The sequence below is a fragment of the Phenylobacterium sp. genome (assembly GCF_037968635.1).
Classification (GTDB): Bacteria; Pseudomonadota; Alphaproteobacteria; order Caulobacterales; family Caulobacteraceae; genus Phenylobacterium.
This window is the reverse complement of sequence record NZ_JBBKVV010000040.1, coordinates 1-16,668: the sequence shown is the minus strand read 5'-3', so window position 1 is coordinate 16,668 and position 16,668 is coordinate 1. Positions and strand designations below refer to the sequence as shown.

Here is a 16,668-nt window from a genome sequence, read left to right as displayed (position 1 = left end):
GGGGCGCAGGTTCAGCTTCCTGCACGATCAACCCGATATCAGCGGCCCCCAGGCGGCGCTGGCCTATGTGCTGGCCAATCCTGACGTCGCCTGCGCCGTCACTGGCACCACGCGCCAGGCCCACCTGATGGAGAATCTGGAAGCCTCGGGTCGCCTCCTGCCCCCGGGACTCGCAGATCAGATCGCTCAAGCACAGTCGGCTGGGAGCTGACGTCGGGGCGCCCCTTTCGCCGGACGCCAAGAGGCGTAGTCTGCCTGCAAGAACAACGACAAATCAGGGCAGGAAACGATGGCGAAGCTCGATCTGGGTGCGCTCGACCAGGCGCTGGAGGCGGCGCATCAGCCCGCCTTGGCCGCCGCCCTCGTCCAGATGACCGGAGACCTGCACTGGCTGCGACCTGAGTGGACGCCGACCTACACGCCGCTGTCGCGCGGTGAGACCGGAGTGCCGGAGGCCGAGCAGGCCAGGTTCCGTGCTGAGGCCAAGGCCGCCATCCTGGACTGGGTCGCCAAGGGCTCGCCGCCATCGGTCACCCCCGATCCCGCCGCCCTGCGGCGGATGATGAGCTTCGTGGCCGGCGCAGACATCCCCGAGAACTACGCTGACTTCCTGAACGACGAACTGGCCATCGGCGGCCAGTCCAGCAAGGACCCGCAGTGGACCACGCCGGCCCTCAAGGAGGCCGCCCGGCGCATGCATGTGCTGGTGGTCGGCGCGGGCATGTCAGGCCTGCTCACCGGTATCCGTCTGACCCAGGCCGGCGTCGACTTCGAGATCGTCGACAAGAACGCCGATGTGGGCGGCACCTGGCTGGAAAACACCTACCCCGGGTGTCGGGTCGACAGCTCCAACCACATCTATTCGTACTCCTTCGAGCCCAACCACAATTGGCCCCAGCATTTCTCCACCCAGCCGGTCCTGCTCGACTATTTCAGAGGCGTCGCCAGCCGCTACGACCTGCGTAAGAAAATCCGCTTCGAGACCAGCGTCGAGGAGATGGTCTGGGATGAAGTGCGCGCGGTCTGGAACGTGACCGTCAACACGCCCAAGGGGCGCGAAAAGATCGTCGCCAATTCGGTGATCACCGCCGTGGGCCAGCTGAACCGTCCGCGCCTGCCTGACGTGAAGGGTCGTGAGCGGTTCAAGGGGCCGGCCTTCCACTCCGCCCAGTGGGCCCATGATGTCGACCTGACCGGCAAGCGGGTGGCGGTGATCGGCACCGGGGCCAGCGCGTTCCAGTTCGTGCCCGAGATCGTCGGCAAGGTGGCCAGCCTGACGGTCTTCCAACGCACGCCGCCCTGGGGTTTCCCCACGGCGCACTATCATGAGGACGTGCCGGCCGGGATGAACTGGCTGCTGGAGCACATCCCCAACTACGACAAGTGGTATCGGTTCTTCCTGTTCTGGATGGTCACGGACGGCCTGTTGGACGGGGTGCGGGCCGACCCGGACTGGAAGGGTGACGAGACCGCGGTCAGCGCGGCCAACGCCATGTTCCGCGCCGTGGTGGCCGAGGCCCTGCGGGCGCAGGCCGGCGACCGGCGCGACCTGGCCGAGAAGGTGATCCCCACCTATCCGATCGGCGGCAAGCGCGCCCTGCTGGACAACGGCGTCTGGATCGCGGCCCTCAAGCGCCCGAATGTGGAGCTGGTCACCGACGCCATCACCGAGATCACCGAGGCCGGCATCAGCACGGCCGACGGCGCGGCGCGCGATTTCGACGTGATCATCTATGGCACCGGCTTCCACGCCAGCCGCTTCCTCTATCCGATGAAGATCAAGGGGCGCGACGGGGCCGACCTGCACGAGACCTGGGACGGTGACGCGCGCGCCTATCTGGGGATGACGACGCCGGGTTTCCCCAACCTTTTCATGATCTACGGGCCCAATACCAACATCGTCGTCAACGGCTCCATCATCTTCTTCTCCGAGTGCAGCGTCCGTTACATCCTCGGCTGCCTGAAGCTGCTGGCCGAGACCGGCGCCCGGGCCATGGAGCCGAAGGCCGAGGTGCATGACGCCTTCAATATCCGGGTCGACGAGGGCAACAAGCTGATGGCCTGGGGCGCGCCCCAGGTGACCAGCTGGTACAAGAACGAGAAGGGCCGGGTCAGCCAGAACTGGCCCTTCGCCCTGGTGGACTACTGGCGCGCCACCCTGGCGCCCGATCCGCACGACTTCGTGGTGTCCAAGGAACGCGAGATGGCGGGGTAGGGGGCTCGGGGCCTATACGGGAACGACGCGTTCGTTCCCGTGAGGTCCCATGCCACTCAAGCTCCACGTCATCGTCTGCAGCACCCGCCCGACCCGGCTGGGTCCGAAGATCGCCGAATGGTTCGACGCCATCGCCCAGGCGCACGAGGCTTTCGACGCCGAACTGGTGGATCTGGCCGACTTCAACCTGCCGGTCTTCGACGAGCCCAAGCATCCGCGCCTGCGCGACTATGCCCACGACCACACCAAGGCCTGGAGCGCGAGCGTCGACGCCGCCGACGCCTTTGTCTTCGTGACGCCGGAATACAATTACGGCCCGCCGCCGTCTTTCATCAATGCGGTCAACTACCTGGTCCACGAGTGGGCCTATAAGCCCGCCGCCTTCGTCAGCTACGGCGGGGCCTCTGGCGGCGTGCGTTCGGTCCAGATGGAGAAGCTGCTGCTGACCACCATGAAGGTCATGCCGATCCCGGAAGCCGTGGCCCTGCCGATGTTCGCGCAGCATCTGGTGGAGGGGGTCTTCAAACCGCCGGAACTGCAGGACAGGGCCGCCGGTGTGATGCTCAGCGAGCTGGCCCGCTGGGCGCGCGCGATGAAGCTGCTCCGCACCACAAGCTAGGCCATTGCCAGGTGTCCATTCCCGTTGTTCAACTATGTGTTGAGCAGCGGAGGGTGGGCGATGACTCACGGCGTGGTGACGGTTCAGGGGCTGAACCTGCGGGAGGGCCCCGGCGGGGCTGTGACGCCGCCAAGTCTGGCCCTCGGCGTGGGCGTCGAGATGTTCGAGTCCAAGGCCGGCTGGACGCGGGTCACCACCCTCAAGGCCCCGATCCGCAGCGGCTGGGTCTCCAGCCAGTTCCTCAGCCAGACGGTGGCGGTCGCGACCGCGGCCCCGCCGCCGCCCGCCGCTCCGCCCATGGCCGATGACCCCGGGCATCCGGTGACCGTGGCCGGCGGGAAGGCGATCACCCCCGACGGCCGGGCCTTCGCCTCGGCCTACAAGGGTGGCTTCTACACCACCGGCCGGACCTCCCTGGCCGGCTGGCTGGCGGGCAATCCGCCGCCGGCCGACCTGAAGCCCTCGGCGGTGCGGGTGGTGCGCGCCATCTCGGCCAATGAGGGGCTGCTGGAGGCGGTGAACTCCTACGACAACAGCTACATGTCCATCGGACTGTTCCAGTGGACCTGCGGCCCCGCCACGGATCCGGGGGAGCTGCCGGCGCTGCTGGCCGCCTTGAAGCGAACCCGGCCCGCGGCCTTCCAGGACTGCTTCGGCCGATATGGCCTGGACGTGCGGACCGCGAGCGCGACGGCGATCACCGGCTACCTGGTGCTGAACGGCGTGGTGCTGAACACCGCGGCGCGAAAGCTGCAGCTGCGCGGGCCGGTGTGGGCCTACCGATTCTGGCGGGCCGGGCACCACCACGACATGCGGGCCTGCCAGCTGAGCTTCGCCGCCGGCCGCATGGCGCGCTTCCTGGACCTCAAGGCCGCCGGTGTGCCGATCCGCAGCTGGCTGACATCGGAGCAGGGCGTGGCTCTGGTGCTGGACGAGCACGTCAACCGGCCGGGCCATGTGCCGGGCACGCTCACCGCCGCGCTGACCAAGATCGGCGCCCACGACCCCACGGGGTGGAAGACCGCCGACGAAGCCAGGCTGATCGCCGCCTATGTCCTGGCCCGCAAGGCCACCAACATGACCGATCCCATCAAGCGGGCTGAGCGGATCGCCGACGCGGTCAACCAGAACACCCTGTCGGCCGATCGCGGCTCGTTCGTGACCTGAGACCGGGTGGCGGCTGTCACGACTCGGGTCTAACCTCCCGTGTCTGGTGGCTGACCCAAAGACGATGGAGTGTCGACATGGCCTACAAGTTTGAAATCTCGAAGGACAAGGCGGGCGAGTTCCGCGTGAAATTCAAGGCGCCGAATGGCGAGATCATGTTCACCACCGAGGGCTATTCGTCGAAGGCTTCGGCCAAGAACGCCATCGAATCCATGAAGAAGAACGGTCCGGGCGCCGAAACCGACGACACCACGGACTGAGCCAGGGCCCCGGCCGGCCGGCGGTCAGCGGATTATTCACAGGACGAAGTGCGACTAATCGAACTCGCCCGTTGACACGATTCCGGTCGGGACCTATCAGACGCCCCTCGCGGGCCCACACGGCCCACATGCGGATGTAGCTCAGTTGGTTAGAGCGCCGGCCTGTCACGCCGGAGGTCGCGGGTTCGAGTCCCGTCATTCGCGCCACTTCTTCCCCACATAGATCATCGTGCGACCGGACGCTGAATTGCGCGCGGGTTCCCTGTGAGTCTGCGCGTTTCGCCGCCTAGCTGAGAAGCATTCGCAGCTCGAACGCCGGTCTTTTTAGGCGGTGCGGCGCCAGCGTCATTGTGCGGTTTGAATCGGTTCCATTCGTGGTCTAGAAGGGCGCGACTCCTTCGAGGATTCCATGACCGCGTTCCTTCTTCAGTACCTCCCCATCGTGATCTTCCTAGGGATCGCGGCGGTTCTGGGGGTCGTCTTCATCCTCGCCTCGGCGGTTCTCGCCCCCAAGGCGCCGGACCCCGAAAAGCTCTCGTCCTACGAGTGCGGCTTCAACGCCTTCGACGATGCGCGAATGAAGTTCGACGTCAGGTTCTACCTGGTCTCGATCCTCTTCATCATCTTCGACCTTGAGGTGGCCTTCCTGTTCCCGTGGGCGGTCTCGCTCATGAACCTGCCGCAGGACGTGGCTCAGTTCTCCTTCTGGTCGATGATGTCCTTCCTGGGCGTGCTGACCGTCGGCTTCATCTACGAATGGAAGAAGGGCGCCCTGGAATGGGAGTGATCATCCCCGCGGGTTCCGCTCCCGCGCTTTCGGCCGGTCGCTCGACCGTCGAGGGCTACAACCCCAAGCTCCACGACCCCTTCTTCGACGGCGTTTCCAATGAGCTGGCCGACAAGGGCTTCATTACGGCCGCCGCCGATGACCTGATCACCTGGGCGCGCACCGGCTCGCTGATGTGGATGACCTTTGGTCTGGCCTGCTGCGCCGTCGAGATGATGCACGCCTCGATGCCGCGCTACGACCTGGAGCGCTACGGCTTCGCGCCCCGCGCCAGCCCGCGCCAGTCCGACGTGATGATCGTCGCCGGTACGCTCTGCAACAAGATGGCTCCGGCCCTGCGCAAGGTCTACGACCAGATGCCGGAGCCGCGCTACGTCATCTCCATGGGGTCCTGCGCCAACGGCGGCGGCTACTACTATTTCAGCTATTCCGTGGTGCGCGGCTGCGACCGGATCGTGCCGGTGGACATCTATGTCCCCGGCTGCCCGCCCACCGCTGAGGCCCTGGTCTACGGCGTGCTGCAACTGCAGAAGAAGATCCGCCGCACCGGGACCATCGAACGATGAGCTGGCCGGTCGAGATTTCCACGCTTGAGAGCCTGGGCCAGCAGCTTGTGGCCGACAGCGCTGGCGCGATCGCGGGCTATTCGTTGGCGTTCAAGGAACTGACCCTGACGGCCCCGGCCGGCCGGGTCGTCCAGGCCCTGACCCTGATGCGCGACAAGTTCGGCTTCGCCCAGTTGATCGACCTCTGCGGCGTGGACTATCCCGAGCGCCCGCTGCGCTTCGACGTGGTCTACCACCTGTTGTCGCTGACCAAGAACCAGCGCCTGCGCCTGAAGGTGCAGACCGACGAGGACACCGCCGTTCCCACCGTGACCGGGGTCTTCCCCTGCGCCGACTGGTATGAGCGCGAGGCCTTCGACATGTACGGGATCTTCTTCGAGGGGCATCCCGACCTGCGCCGCATCCTCACCGACTACGGCTTCCACGGGCATCCGCTGCGCAAGGATTTTCCGATGACCGGCTATGTCGAGCTGCGCTACGACGACGAACTCAAGCGCGTGGTCTACGAGCCCGTGAAGTCCGTCGAGTACCGCAACTGGGACTTCCTCTCACCGTGGGAAGGCGCCGACTACATCCTGCCCGGGGACGAGAAGTCGCCCGGGACCGGCGGTCCGCATCCGGGAGCTCCGAAGTAGATGGCTGACGACGCCTCCCTGACCCCGCTCTCGGAAAACGAGATCCCGGTCCGCAAATTCAACATCAACTTCGGCCCCCAGCACCCCGCGGCCCACGGCGTTCTGCGCCTGGTCCTGGAGCTGGACGGCGAGGTCGTGGAGCGGGTCGACCCGCACATCGGCCTGCTGCACCGCGGCACCGAGAAGCTGATGGAGTATCGGACCTACCTCCAGAACATCCCGTACTTCGACCGCCTCGACTACGTGGCGCCGATGAACCAGGAACACGCCTTCTGCCTGGCCATCGAGAAGATGCTGGACCTGGACGTGCCGATCCGCGGCCAGCTGATCCGTGTGATGTATTCGGAAATTGGGCGGGTGCTGAACCACCTGCTCAACGTCACGACCCAGGCCATGGACGTCGGCGCGCTCACCCCACCTCTGTGGGGCTTCGAAGAGCGCGAAAAGCTGATGGTCTTCTATGAGCGGGCCTGCGGCGCACGTCTGCATGCCAACTATTTCCGGCCCGGCGGCGTCCACCAGGACCTGCCGGAGGCCTTGATCAACGACATTGACGACTGGGCCGCGGCCTTCGCGCGTCCCGTCAACGACATCGACAAGCTGATCACCGGCAACCGCATCTTCAAGCAGCGCAACGTCGACATCGGCAAGGTGACCCGCCAGGAGGCCATCGACTGGGGCTTCTCGGGCGTCATGGTGCGCGGCTCGGGCATCGCCTGGGACCTGCGCCGCAGCCAGCCCTACGAGTGCTACGACGAGATGGAGTTCGAGATTCCGCTCGGTCTGAACGGCGACTGCTACGACCGCTATCTTTGCCGCATGCAGGAAATGCGCGAGTCCACCAAGATCATCCGTCAGTGCGTTGAACGGCTTCGCAAAACCCCCGGTCCCGTGATGACCGAGGACAACAAGGTCTCGCCGCCGCGCCGGGGTGAGATGAAGCGCTCGATGGAGGCGCTGATCCACCACTTCAAGCTCTACACCGAAGGCTTCCGCACCCCGGAAGGCGAGGTCTACGCGGCCGTCGAGGCGCCCAAGGGCGAGTTCGGCGTCTTCCTGGTGAGTGACGGCGGCAACAAGCCCTATCGCTGCAAGATCCGCGCGCCGGGCTTCCCCCACCTGATGGCCATGGACTGGATGAACCGCGGCCACATGCTGGCCGACGTCTCCGCAATCCTGGGGTCGCTGGACATCGTGTTCGGAGAGATCGACCGATGAGCGCCCCCGCCTGCATCTCGCCCTTCGACGTCGTGGACGGGCAGTTCGAGGCCTACAACAGCCAGAACCTGTCGACCTTCATGACCTTCTACGCCGACGACGCGGTGCTGGCCGACTTCAACGGCGCCATCACCGCAAATGGCGCCGAGGCGATCCGCGCCCGGCACCAGAAGCTGTTCGCCGACTTCCCTCAGAACAAGGCCGAACTGAAGTCGCGGGTCATCATCGGTTCGCGCGTCATCGATCACGAGTTGGTCGCCCGTACGCCCGGCGGCGACACCTTCGAGGTCGCGGCCATCTACACCATCTCGGACGCCAAGATCGTCCGGGTCGATTTCGTGAAGTGAGGCTCAGACCGTGAGCGTTCGACGCCTTTCCGCCGATCAACCCGCCAGCTTCGCCTTCTCCAAGGAGACGATGAAGCAGGCCCAGTGGTGGATCTCGAAATACCCCGACGGCCGGCAGCAGTCGGCGGTGATCCCGATCCTGTGGCTGGTGCAGAAGCAGGAAGGCTGGGTCTGCGAGCCCGCCATCCGCGCGGTCGCCGACCTGCTGAAGATGGCCACCATCCGGGTCTATGAGGTCGCCACCTTCTATACGATGTTCATGCTGGAGCCGGTCGGGACCATCGCCATGGTCCAGGTCTGCGGCACCACGGCCTGCCAGTCGCGCGGCTCGGAAGACCTGCTGGCGGTCTGCCGCAAGCGCTTCGGTCCCGACAGTCACCGCTCGGCTGACGGCAAGTTCTACTGGCAGGAAGTCGAGTGCCTCGGCGCCTGCTCCAACGCCCCCATGGCCGCCATCAACGACCGCTACTACGAAGACCTCACCGTCGAGGGCTTCGAGAAGCTGCTGGACGCCTTCGCCGCCGGCAAGACGCCGCCGCCGGGCTCGCAGATCGGCCGGCAGGGCAGCGCTGTCCTGGGCGGCAACACCACGCTGAACGACCCCAAGCTCTATGACGGGTCGGCCGCCAAGCCGATCAAGGGCCTGCCGAACGCCGCCCCCAAGGGCAAGGCCAAGGCGCCCGTCGCATGACCGAGGTCGAGATCACCAAGCGTCGGTTCAAGATCATGGCCGGGGTTTCCGCGGTCAGCGTCCTCGTGGCGATCGCGGCGATCGTCTGCGCCTTTCGATTCAGCCAGTCCTGGCTGCTGATTGTCTTCGCCCTCGCGCTCCTGGTCGGGTTCGGCGCGCAGATCTGGTTCATCGCGGGCTTCCGGTCCGCGAAAAAGGGAGTGTAGGGGGTCTTGGTCGGTATCCTGGAAGACAAGGACCGCATCTTCACCAACATCTACGGGCTCCAAGACTGGGGCCTGGAGGGTGCGAAGGCGCGCGGCTGCTGGAACGCGACCCGCGAGATGCTGGGTCAGAGCCACGAGTGGGTCTGCGAGCAGATCCGTGAGTCCGGCCTGCGGGGCCGGGGAGGCGGGGGCTTCGTCACCGGCTTCAAGTGGACCCTCATGCCGCAGCAGCTCAGCGAGCGGCCGCACTACCTGGTGGTCAACGCCGATGAGTCCGAGCCCGGCGCCTGCAAGGACCGCGAGATCATCCGCAACGATCCGCACCTGCTGATCGAAGGCTGCATGATCGCCAGCTACGCGATCCGCGCCCACACCGCCTATATCTACATCCGTGGCGAATACGTCATGGAGCGCGAGCGTCTGGAAGCCGCCATCAAGCAGGCCTATGCGGCCAAGCTGGTGGGCAAGGACAACGTCAACGGCTGGGACTTCGACATCCACGTCACCCACGGCGGCGGGGCCTATATCTGCGGCGACGAGACCGCCCTGATGGAGAGCCTGGAGGGCAAGAAGGGCCAGCCGCGCCTCAAACCCCCGTTCCCGGCCGGCGCGGGCATCTATGGCTGCCCGACCACCATCAACAACGTCGAGTCCATCGCTGTCGTCGGCACCATCCTGCGCCGTGGCGCCGGCTGGTTCTCCAGCTTCGGCCGTCCGAAGAACGCCGGCACCAAGCTGATGGCGGCCTCGGGCCACGTGAACAAGCCGAGCGTGGTCGAAGAGGCCATGTCCATTCCCATGCGCCAGCTGATCGACGACCATTTCGGCGGCGTGCGCGGCGGCTGGGGTAAGCTCAAGGCGGTGATCCCGGGCGGGGTCTCCATGCCGATGATCACCCGCGAACAGGCCGAGACCGTCCTGATGGACTTCGACGACCTGCCCCGCGTGCAGTCGCGCCTGGGCACGGCCACCATGATCCTGTTCGACGAGGACACCGACCTAGTCCGGGTGATCGCCCGGGTCAGCCGCTTCTTCAAGCACGAGAGCTGCGGCCAGTGCACGCCGTGCCGCGAAGGCACCGGCTGGATGTGGCGGGTGATGGAACGCATGGTCACCGGCGAGGCCGAGATGCGCGAGATCGACATGCTGCTCGACGTCGCCTCCCAGGTCGAGGGCCACACCATCTGCGGCCTCGGCGACGCCGCGGCCTGGCCCATCCAGGGCCTGTTCCGCAACTTCCGCCATGAAGTCGAGGACCGCATCACCAGCTATCGCGCGGGCAAGCCGCATGTTCAGGGCGCCGCCCTGGTGGCGGCGGAGTAGGAGATGGGCTCGTTTTCCATCATCCACTGGTTACTGGTGCTGATCATCCTCGGGGTCATCGTATTCCCGATTTCGATCATCCTCAGGAGAGCCGGGTTCTCGCGCTGGTGGGCGTTGCTCGCACTGGTGCCGTTTGTGAATTGGTTTGCGTTGTGGGCGTTCGCGCTCGTTCGCTGGCCCACGGAGAAGAAGTCCGATGCCTAAAGCCAAGGTCAACGGCGTCGAGATCGAATTCGAACCCGGCATGACGGTTCTGCAGGTCGCGGAACTGGCCGGGGAAGAGATTCCGCGCTTCTGCTATCACGAACGTCTCAGCATCGCCGGCAACTGCCGCATGTGCCTGGTCGAGGTGAAGCCCGGCCCGCCCAAGCCGCAGGCCTCCTGTGCCCTGCCGGCCTCCGACGGCCAGGAGATCATCACCAACTCGCCGATGGTCAAGAAGGCCCGCGAAGGGGTGATGGAGTTCCTGCTCATCAACCACCCGCTGGATTGCCCGATCTGCGACCAGGGCGGCGAGTGCGACCTGCAGGACCAGGCCATGGGCTATGGCCGCGACGACAGCCGCTATGGCGAGAACAAGCGCGCCGTCGAAGAGAAGTTCATGGGGCCGTTGATCAAGACGGTCATGACCCGCTGCATCCAGTGCACCCGCTGCGTCCGCTTCATCACCGAAGTGGCCGGCGTGCCGGACATCGGTCTCATCTCTCGCGGCGAAGACGTTGAAATCACGACATATCTCGACAGGGCCGTGGCCAGCGAACTGTCGGCCAACGTCATCGACCTGTGCCCGGTCGGCGCCCTGACCTCCAAGCCCTACGCCTTCAACGCCCGGCCCTGGGAGTTGAAGAAGACCGAAAGCGTCGACGTCATGGACGCGCTGGGCTCCTCCATCCGTGTCGACAGCCGGGGCCCGGCTGTGCTGCGCGTGCTGCCGCGCCTGAACGAGGACATCAACGAGGAGTGGATCAGCGACAAGACCCGCTACGCCGTGGATGGCCTGTCCCGCCAGCGGCTCGACAAGCCCTATATCCGCGAAGCCGGCAAACTGCGTCCCGCCACCTGGGCCGAGGCGCTGAACCTTGTGGCCGCCAAGCTGAAAACCGCCAGCCCCGACCGCATCGGCGTCATCGCCGGCGACCTGCAGGACGCGGAGTCCATGAAGGCCGCCAAGGACCTGTTCGGCTCGCTCGGCGTCACCAGCCTGGACTGCCGCCAGGACGGCATGACCTTGGGGGCCGGGGCGCGTGAGACCTGGCTGTTCAACTCCACGATCGCCGGCGTCGAAGCCGCCGACATGATCCTGATGGTCGGGACCAATCCCCGTACCGAGGCCCCGGTCCTCAACGCCCGGTTCCGCAAGCGTTGGGTCGCCGGTGCCCTGGAAGTGGGCGTCATCGGCGAGCAGGCCGACCTGACCTATGGCTATGAATATCTCGGCGCGGGCGCCGCCAGCCTTTCGGGCCTGGCCAAGTCCAAGTCCGACTTCGTCAAGCGCCTGAAGGCGGCCAAGAACCCGGCCATCATCATCGGCGCCGGCGCCCTGGGCCGCGCCGACGGCGGCGCGATCGCCAGGGCGGCGGCCGATGTGGCCAAGGCCTTCGGCATGACCTGGAACGTGCTGCACACCGCCGCCAGCCGGGTCGGCGGCCTGGACCTGGGCTTCATTCCGGGCGAGGGCGGCAAGACCGCCGCGCAGATGGCCGCCAAGGGCGCGCTGGATGTGCTGGTCCTGATGGGCGCCGACGAGATCGACGTCACCGCCAGCGACGCCTTCACGGTCTATATGGGCACCCACGGGGACGCTGGAGCCCACAAGGCCGACGTGATCCTGCCCGGCGCGGCCTACACCGAGAAGGACGGCCTCTATGTGAACACCGAGGGCCGGGTCCAGATGGGCCAGCGCGCGGTGTTCCCCAAGGGCGAGGGCCGCGAAGAGTGGTCCATCCTGCGGGCCCTGTCAGATCGCCTCGGCGCGACCTTGCCCTATGACACGCTCGCCCAATTGCGCGCCGAGCTGTTTGCGGATCACCCGACCTTTGGGCGCATCGACTACGCCCCGGGCGCTGCGGCCTCGGCCATCGACCTCTCGGGGATCGCGGCGGCCGGCAGCGCCACCGACGCGCCGCTGGTCAGCGGTGTGCGGGCCTTCCACCTGACCAACCCCATCGCCCGCGCCAGCGTGACGATGGCCGAGTGCGCGGCCGTAGCGGCCGACGCCTCCAAGATCGCGGCGGAGTAGGGGATGGATCCGACCCTCAATTTCTGGGCTACCGAGCTCGGCTGGACCCTGATCACGGTCGGCAAGATCATGCTGGTGATCCTGCCGCTGCTGGTCTGCCTGGCCTTCTTCATGCTCGCCGACCGCAAGATCTGGGCGGGCGTCCAGATGCGCAAAGGCCCAAACGTGGTGGGTCCCTTTGGCCTGCTGCAGTCCTTCGCCGACCTGATCAAGTTCGTTCTGAAGGAACTGGTCATCCCCGACGGCGCCGACAAGGTCGTGTTCCTCCTGGCTCCCGTCCTGACCTTCCTGTTGTCCCTGGTGGGCTGGGCGGTCATCCCGTTTGCGCCGGGCTGGGTGATCTCCAACATCAATGTCGGTGTGCTGTACCTGTTCGCCATCAGCTCGCTGGGCGTCTACGGCATCATCATGGGCGGCTGGGCGTCCAACTCGAAGTACCCGTTCCTGGGGTCGCTTCGGTCTGCGGCCCAGATGGTCTCCTACGAGGTCTCCATCGGCCTGGTGATCATCACCGTCATCCTGCTCAGCGGCAGCATGAACCTGACCACCATTGTCGAGAAGCAAGCCGGCGGGTTCTGGAACTGGAACTTCCTCGGCGGCGGCCTGCAGAACTGGCCCATCGCCATCGTGATGTTCGGCATGTCGGTGATCTTCTTCATCTCGGCCCTGGCCGAGACCAACCGCCCGCCCTTCGACCTGCCCGAGGCCGAGTCCGAACTCGTGGCCGGGTATCAGGTGGAATATTCCTCCAGCCCGTTCCTGCTCTTCATGATCGGCGAGCTGGTGAACATCGTGCTGATGTGCTCGCTGATCTCGCTGCTGTTCTTCGGCGGCTGGCAGGCGCCCATCGACTTCGCCTTCGTCCACCAGTGGGGGGACATGGCGCAGGGCTTCTACGGCCTGATGTGGTTCTTCCTGAAGACCTGCTTCTTCTTCTTCCTCATCGCCATGGCCAAGGCCATCGTGCCCCGCTACCGCTACGACCAACTGATGCGCCTGGGCTGGAAGGTCTTCCTGCCCACCGCCGGCATCGCCGTGGTCCTGGTGGCGGCCTGGCGGGTGTTCGGGATCGGCGCGGCATGAAGATCGTGATCGCGCTTGCCAGTCTGATGCTCTGCGCCGCCTGCGCCAGCGGGGTCACGCCCGAGGGCGGCGTGGCGAGCTATGACGCCCTTCGGGTGGCGCGCGACGCGTGCCTGGCCAAGGGCGGCGACCTGCAGCTGGCGAAGGAAGGTGATCGTCAGTCGATCACGTCCTACGTCTGCAAACGAAAGTGACCGCTATGATGCAGCGTATTGCCCAGGCCGTGAGAGGCGCGGCGCTGATGGACTTCGTCGGCGCCTTCGGGATGGCCATGAAGTACATGGTGCGGCCCAAGGCCACCGTGCTCTATCCGCATGAGCGTGGTCCCCAATCGCCGCGTTTCCGGGGCGAGCACGCCCTGCGCCGCTATCCGAACGGTGAAGAGCGTTGCATCGCCTGCAAGCTCTGCGAGGCCATCTGCCCGGCCCAGGCCATCACCATCGAGGCTGAGCCCCGCGAGGACGGCAGCCGCCGCACGACCCGCTACGACATCGACATGGTGAAGTGCATCTACTGCGGCCTGTGCCAGGAGGCCTGCCCGGTGGACGCCATCGTCGAAGGCCCCAACACCGAGTTCGCCGTGGAGACCCGCGAGGAGCTTTATTACGACAAGGAACGTCTGCTCGATAACGGGGACCGTTGGGAGCGGCAGATCGCGAAGAATCTGGAATTGGACGCGCCCTACCGGTAAGACCCGGGCGCGATTCCGAAAGCTAATCACCGCGTCGCCGTCAGGCGCCGGTCACTGAAATTGAGGGGCTGAGAAGAGCCGTCATGGCCGTTCAGGCGATCGCATTCTATCTGCTGGCGACGGTGACCCTGGTCGCCGGTGTCTGCGTGGTTTCGGCCCGCAGCCCGGTGCACTCAGTGCTGTTCCTGATCCTGGCCTTCTTCTCCGCCGCAGGGCTGTTCGTCATGCTGGGGGCCGAGTTCCTCGCCATGCTCCTGGTGGTCGTCTATGTCGGCGCCGTCGCGGTGCTGTTCCTCTTCGTCGTCATGATGCTCGACGTCGACTTCGCCTCACTGCGGCAGGGTTTCGCGCGCTACATGCCCCTGGGCGCGGGCGTGGCCGGCATCCTGGCCTTCGAGATGATCATGGTCTCCACCGCGGTTGCGAACGGCGGGGCTGCGCGTCTCAACGACACGCCGCAGGCCTCGGGGGCGGACATCTCCAACGCCGAGACCATCGGACGGGTGCTCTACACCGACTACATCTACTTCTTCCAGGCGGCGGGTCTGGTGCTGCTGGTGGCCATGATCGGCGCCATCGTGCTGACCCTGCGCCATAAGCCCGGCGTGCGCCGGCAGGTGATCGCCGACCAGGTGGCGCGCGGGCCGAAGACCGGCATGCGGGTCATTTCCATCAAACCCGGCGCGGGGATCGACGAATGAGCATCGGGCTCGCCCATTACCTGGCGGTCGCCGCGATCCTGTTCACCATCGGGGTGTTCGGGATCTTCGTGAACCGCAAGAACATCATCGTCATCCTGATGTCGATCGAGCTGATCCTGCTCGCCGTGAACATCAATCTGGTGGCCTTCTCGGTGTACCTGCACAACGTGACAGGGCAGATCTTCGCCATGTTCGTGCTGACGGTCGCCGCGGCCGAGGCCGCTGTCGGCCTGGCCATCCTGGTGACGTTCTTCCGCAACCGCGGCGACATCGCCGTGGACGACGTCTCTGTGATGAAGGGCTGAGGACCCCACCATGACCCCTCAGCTTCTCGTCACCATCGCGGTCTTCGCGCCCCTGGTCGCCGCCTTGATCGCGGGCCTCTCGGGCCGCCGGATCGGCAACGTCGCCTCCATGGCCCTGACCACGGGCGCCCTGTTCCTGTCCTGCGCCATCGCCTGGACCACCTTCCATGGGGTGATCTGGGGCGACTGGCCGGCCAAGTTCACCGTCCACCTGCTGCCCTTCATCAATATCGGCGACTTCCAGTCCAACTGGTCGATCCGCATCGACACCCTGTCAGCCGTGATGCTCGTGGTGGTGACCAGCGTTTCCTCGCTCGTTCACCTCTACTCCTGGGGGTACATGGCCGAGGATCCGTCCAAGCCGCGGTTCTTCGCCTACCTGTCGCTGTTCACCTTCGCCATGCTGGCCCTGGTGACCGCCGCCGACTTCATGCAGCTGTTCTTCGGCTGGGAAGGGGTGGGACTGGCGTCCTATCTGCTGATCGGATTCTGGTACAAGAAGTCGACCGCCTCGGCCGCCGCCATCAAGGCCTTTGTGGTCAACCGGGTCGGCGATTTCGGCTTCGCCCTCGGCATCCTGACCGTGTTCTGGATGTTCGGCACCATCCAGTTCGCCGAACTGTTCCCGATGATCGCCTCCAAGGCCGGCACCGGCTGGGAATTCCTGGGCTACACCTGGTCAGCGCTCGACCTGGCCGGTCTGCTGCTGTTCATCGGCGCGATGGGCAAGTCGGCCCAGTTCTTCCTGCACACCTGGCTGCCCGACGCGATGGAAGGCCCGACCCCGGTCTCGGCCCTGATCCACGCGGCGACCATGGTCACCGCCGGTGTCTATATGGTCTGCCTGCTGTCGCCGATCTATGAATATGCGCCGATCGCGGCCGGGGTCATCGCCGTCACCGGCGCGATCACGGCCCTGTTCGCCGCCACGGTCGGCCTGGCACAGAACGACATCAAACGGGTCATCGCCTATTCGACCTGTTCGCAGCTGGGCTACATGTTCTTCGCCGCCGGCGTCGGAGCCTATCAGGCCGCGATGTTCCACCTGTTCACCCACGCCTTCTTCAAGGCCCTGCTGTTCCTCGGGGCCGGCTCGGTGATCAACGGCATGCACCACGAGCAGGACATGCGGAAGATGGGCGGGCTGTGGAAGCTGCTGCCGGTCACCTATGCCGTGATGATGATCGGCACCATCTCGATCACCGGTCTGGGCATTCCCGGCATCGGCGGTTTCGCCGGCTTCTATTCCAAGGATTCGATCATCGAGAGCGCCTTCGCCTCCTTCTCGACCGGTCATTCGGCCATGGGGCTGTTCGCCTTCTTCGTCGGTATCATCGCCGCCGGTCTGACGGCCTACTATTCCTGGCGTCTGGTGTTCATGACCTTCCACAACAAGCCGGCGTGGAAGGATGCGCATCATGAAGATCATGCGCATGAGGACCACGCCCATGACGACCACGCCCATCACGGCCCGCTGACGCCGCACGAGAGCCCTTGGGTCATGCTGGTGCCGCTGCTGCTGCTGTCGGTCGGCGCGATCGCCGCCGGCTTTGTCTTCGCCCCCTATTTTATCGGCGATCACGCAGCGACGTTCTGGAACGGCGCGGTCTTCACC

The 16,668-nt window shown here is 65.7% G+C and carries 20 protein-coding genes, 1 tRNA gene and 1 pseudogene; all 22 read left to right on the top strand.

Annotation, left to right across the window (positions count from 1 at the left end; all coding sequences use genetic code 11):
- A pseudogene (locus tag AAC997_RS04200) lies at window positions 1-211 on the top strand (hypothetical protein); the annotation flags it as partial.
- A 78-nt stretch (window positions 212-289) separates the two neighbouring features.
- Complete coding sequence (locus tag AAC997_RS04195) at window positions 290-2,215, top strand: NAD(P)/FAD-dependent oxidoreductase (protein ID WP_340644440.1); 1,926 nt, start codon at window positions 290-292, stop codon at window positions 2,213-2,215.
- 49 nt (window positions 2,216-2,264) lie between these two features.
- Window positions 2,265-2,834 (top strand): NAD(P)H-dependent oxidoreductase, encoded by a 570-nt coding sequence (locus tag AAC997_RS04190; RefSeq protein ID WP_340644439.1) that lies wholly within the window; start codon window positions 2,265-2,267, stop codon window positions 2,832-2,834.
- A gap of 60 nt (window positions 2,835-2,894) precedes the next feature.
- On the top strand, window positions 2,895-4,001 hold the full coding sequence (locus tag AAC997_RS04185) for an SH3 domain-containing protein (RefSeq protein WP_340644438.1): 1,107 nt from the start codon (window positions 2,895-2,897) through the stop codon (window positions 3,999-4,001).
- A 77-nt stretch (window positions 4,002-4,078) separates the two neighbouring features.
- Window positions 4,079-4,261 carry a YegP family protein gene (locus AAC997_RS04180; RefSeq protein WP_340644437.1) on the top strand — a complete coding sequence of 61 codons (183 nt, stop codon included), beginning with the start codon at window positions 4,079-4,081 and terminating at the stop codon, window positions 4,259-4,261.
- A 130-nt stretch (window positions 4,262-4,391) separates the two neighbouring features.
- Window positions 4,392-4,468: transfer RNA gene (locus AAC997_RS04175), tRNA-Asp, on the top strand.
- 202 nt (window positions 4,469-4,670) lie between these two features.
- Window positions 4,671-5,048 (top strand): NADH-quinone oxidoreductase subunit A, encoded by a 378-nt coding sequence (locus AAC997_RS04170; protein ID WP_293493160.1) that lies wholly within the window; start codon window positions 4,671-4,673, stop codon window positions 5,046-5,048.
- Window positions 5,018-5,614 carry an NADH-quinone oxidoreductase subunit B family protein gene (locus AAC997_RS04165; protein ID WP_340644436.1) on the top strand — a complete coding sequence of 199 codons (597 nt, stop codon included), beginning with the start codon at window positions 5,018-5,020 and terminating at the stop codon, window positions 5,612-5,614. Before AAC997_RS04170 ends, AAC997_RS04165 begins: the two co-directional genes overlap by 31 nt.
- The gene (locus tag AAC997_RS04160; RefSeq protein WP_340644435.1) at window positions 5,611-6,249 is read left to right on the top strand and encodes an NADH-quinone oxidoreductase subunit C; all 639 of its coding nucleotides are present in this window, start codon (window positions 5,611-5,613) and stop codon (window positions 6,247-6,249) included. The genes AAC997_RS04165 and AAC997_RS04160 overlap by 4 nt, the downstream gene beginning before the upstream one ends.
- Window positions 6,250-7,467, top strand: a complete 1,218-nt coding sequence (locus tag AAC997_RS04155; protein WP_340644434.1) for an NADH-quinone oxidoreductase subunit D — start codon at window positions 6,250-6,252, stop codon at window positions 7,465-7,467.
- Window positions 7,464-7,814, top strand: a complete 351-nt coding sequence (locus tag AAC997_RS04150; protein ID WP_340644433.1) for a nuclear transport factor 2 family protein — start codon at window positions 7,464-7,466, stop codon at window positions 7,812-7,814. The genes AAC997_RS04155 and AAC997_RS04150 overlap by 4 nt, the downstream gene beginning before the upstream one ends.
- 10 nt (window positions 7,815-7,824) lie before the next feature.
- On the top strand, window positions 7,825-8,505 hold the full coding sequence (nuoE, locus tag AAC997_RS04145; protein WP_340644432.1) for an NADH-quinone oxidoreductase subunit NuoE: 681 nt from the start codon (window positions 7,825-7,827) through the stop codon (window positions 8,503-8,505).
- Window positions 8,502-8,711, top strand: coding sequence for a hypothetical protein (locus tag AAC997_RS04140; RefSeq protein ID WP_340644431.1), 210 nt, complete (start codon window positions 8,502-8,504; stop codon window positions 8,709-8,711). The genes nuoE and AAC997_RS04140 overlap by 4 nt, the downstream gene beginning before the upstream one ends.
- Window positions 8,712-8,717: 6 nt before the next feature.
- Window positions 8,718-10,034 (top strand): NADH-quinone oxidoreductase subunit NuoF, encoded by a 1,317-nt coding sequence (gene nuoF, locus AAC997_RS04135; protein ID WP_340644430.1) that lies wholly within the window; start codon window positions 8,718-8,720, stop codon window positions 10,032-10,034.
- A 3-nt stretch (window positions 10,035-10,037) separates the two neighbouring features.
- Window positions 10,038-10,238: a hypothetical protein gene (locus AAC997_RS04130; protein ID WP_340644429.1), complete on the top strand. Its 201-nt coding sequence runs from the start codon at window positions 10,038-10,040 to the stop codon at window positions 10,236-10,238.
- On the top strand, window positions 10,231-12,273 hold the full coding sequence (gene nuoG / locus AAC997_RS04125) for an NADH-quinone oxidoreductase subunit NuoG (RefSeq protein WP_340644428.1): 2,043 nt from the start codon (window positions 10,231-10,233) through the stop codon (window positions 12,271-12,273). The genes AAC997_RS04130 and nuoG overlap by 8 nt, the downstream gene beginning before the upstream one ends.
- A 3-nt stretch (window positions 12,274-12,276) precedes the next feature.
- Window positions 12,277-13,356 carry an NADH-quinone oxidoreductase subunit NuoH gene (gene nuoH / locus AAC997_RS04120; RefSeq protein WP_340644427.1) on the top strand — a complete coding sequence of 360 codons (1,080 nt, stop codon included), beginning with the start codon at window positions 12,277-12,279 and terminating at the stop codon, window positions 13,354-13,356.
- Entirely contained in the window at window positions 13,353-13,550 is a 198-nt protein-coding gene (locus AAC997_RS04115; protein WP_340644426.1) for a hypothetical protein, read from the top strand. The genes nuoH and AAC997_RS04115 overlap by 4 nt, the downstream gene beginning before the upstream one ends.
- Before the next feature lie 5 nt (window positions 13,551-13,555).
- Window positions 13,556-14,047, top strand: a complete 492-nt coding sequence (gene nuoI, locus AAC997_RS04110) for an NADH-quinone oxidoreductase subunit NuoI (protein ID WP_340644425.1) — start codon at window positions 13,556-13,558, stop codon at window positions 14,045-14,047.
- Window positions 14,048-14,130: 83 nt separating this feature from the next.
- Window positions 14,131-14,748 carry an NADH-quinone oxidoreductase subunit J gene (locus tag AAC997_RS04105; RefSeq protein ID WP_293493172.1) on the top strand — a complete coding sequence of 206 codons (618 nt, stop codon included), beginning with the start codon at window positions 14,131-14,133 and terminating at the stop codon, window positions 14,746-14,748.
- Entirely contained in the window at window positions 14,745-15,053 is a 309-nt protein-coding gene (nuoK, locus tag AAC997_RS04100; protein ID WP_304780140.1) for an NADH-quinone oxidoreductase subunit NuoK, read from the top strand. Before AAC997_RS04105 ends, nuoK begins: the two co-directional genes overlap by 4 nt.
- Before the next feature lie 10 nt (window positions 15,054-15,063).
- Window positions 15,064-16,668, top strand: a 1,605-nt coding sequence (nuoL, locus tag AAC997_RS04095) for an NADH-quinone oxidoreductase subunit L (protein WP_340644424.1), incomplete at its 3' end; no start/stop codon positions are given.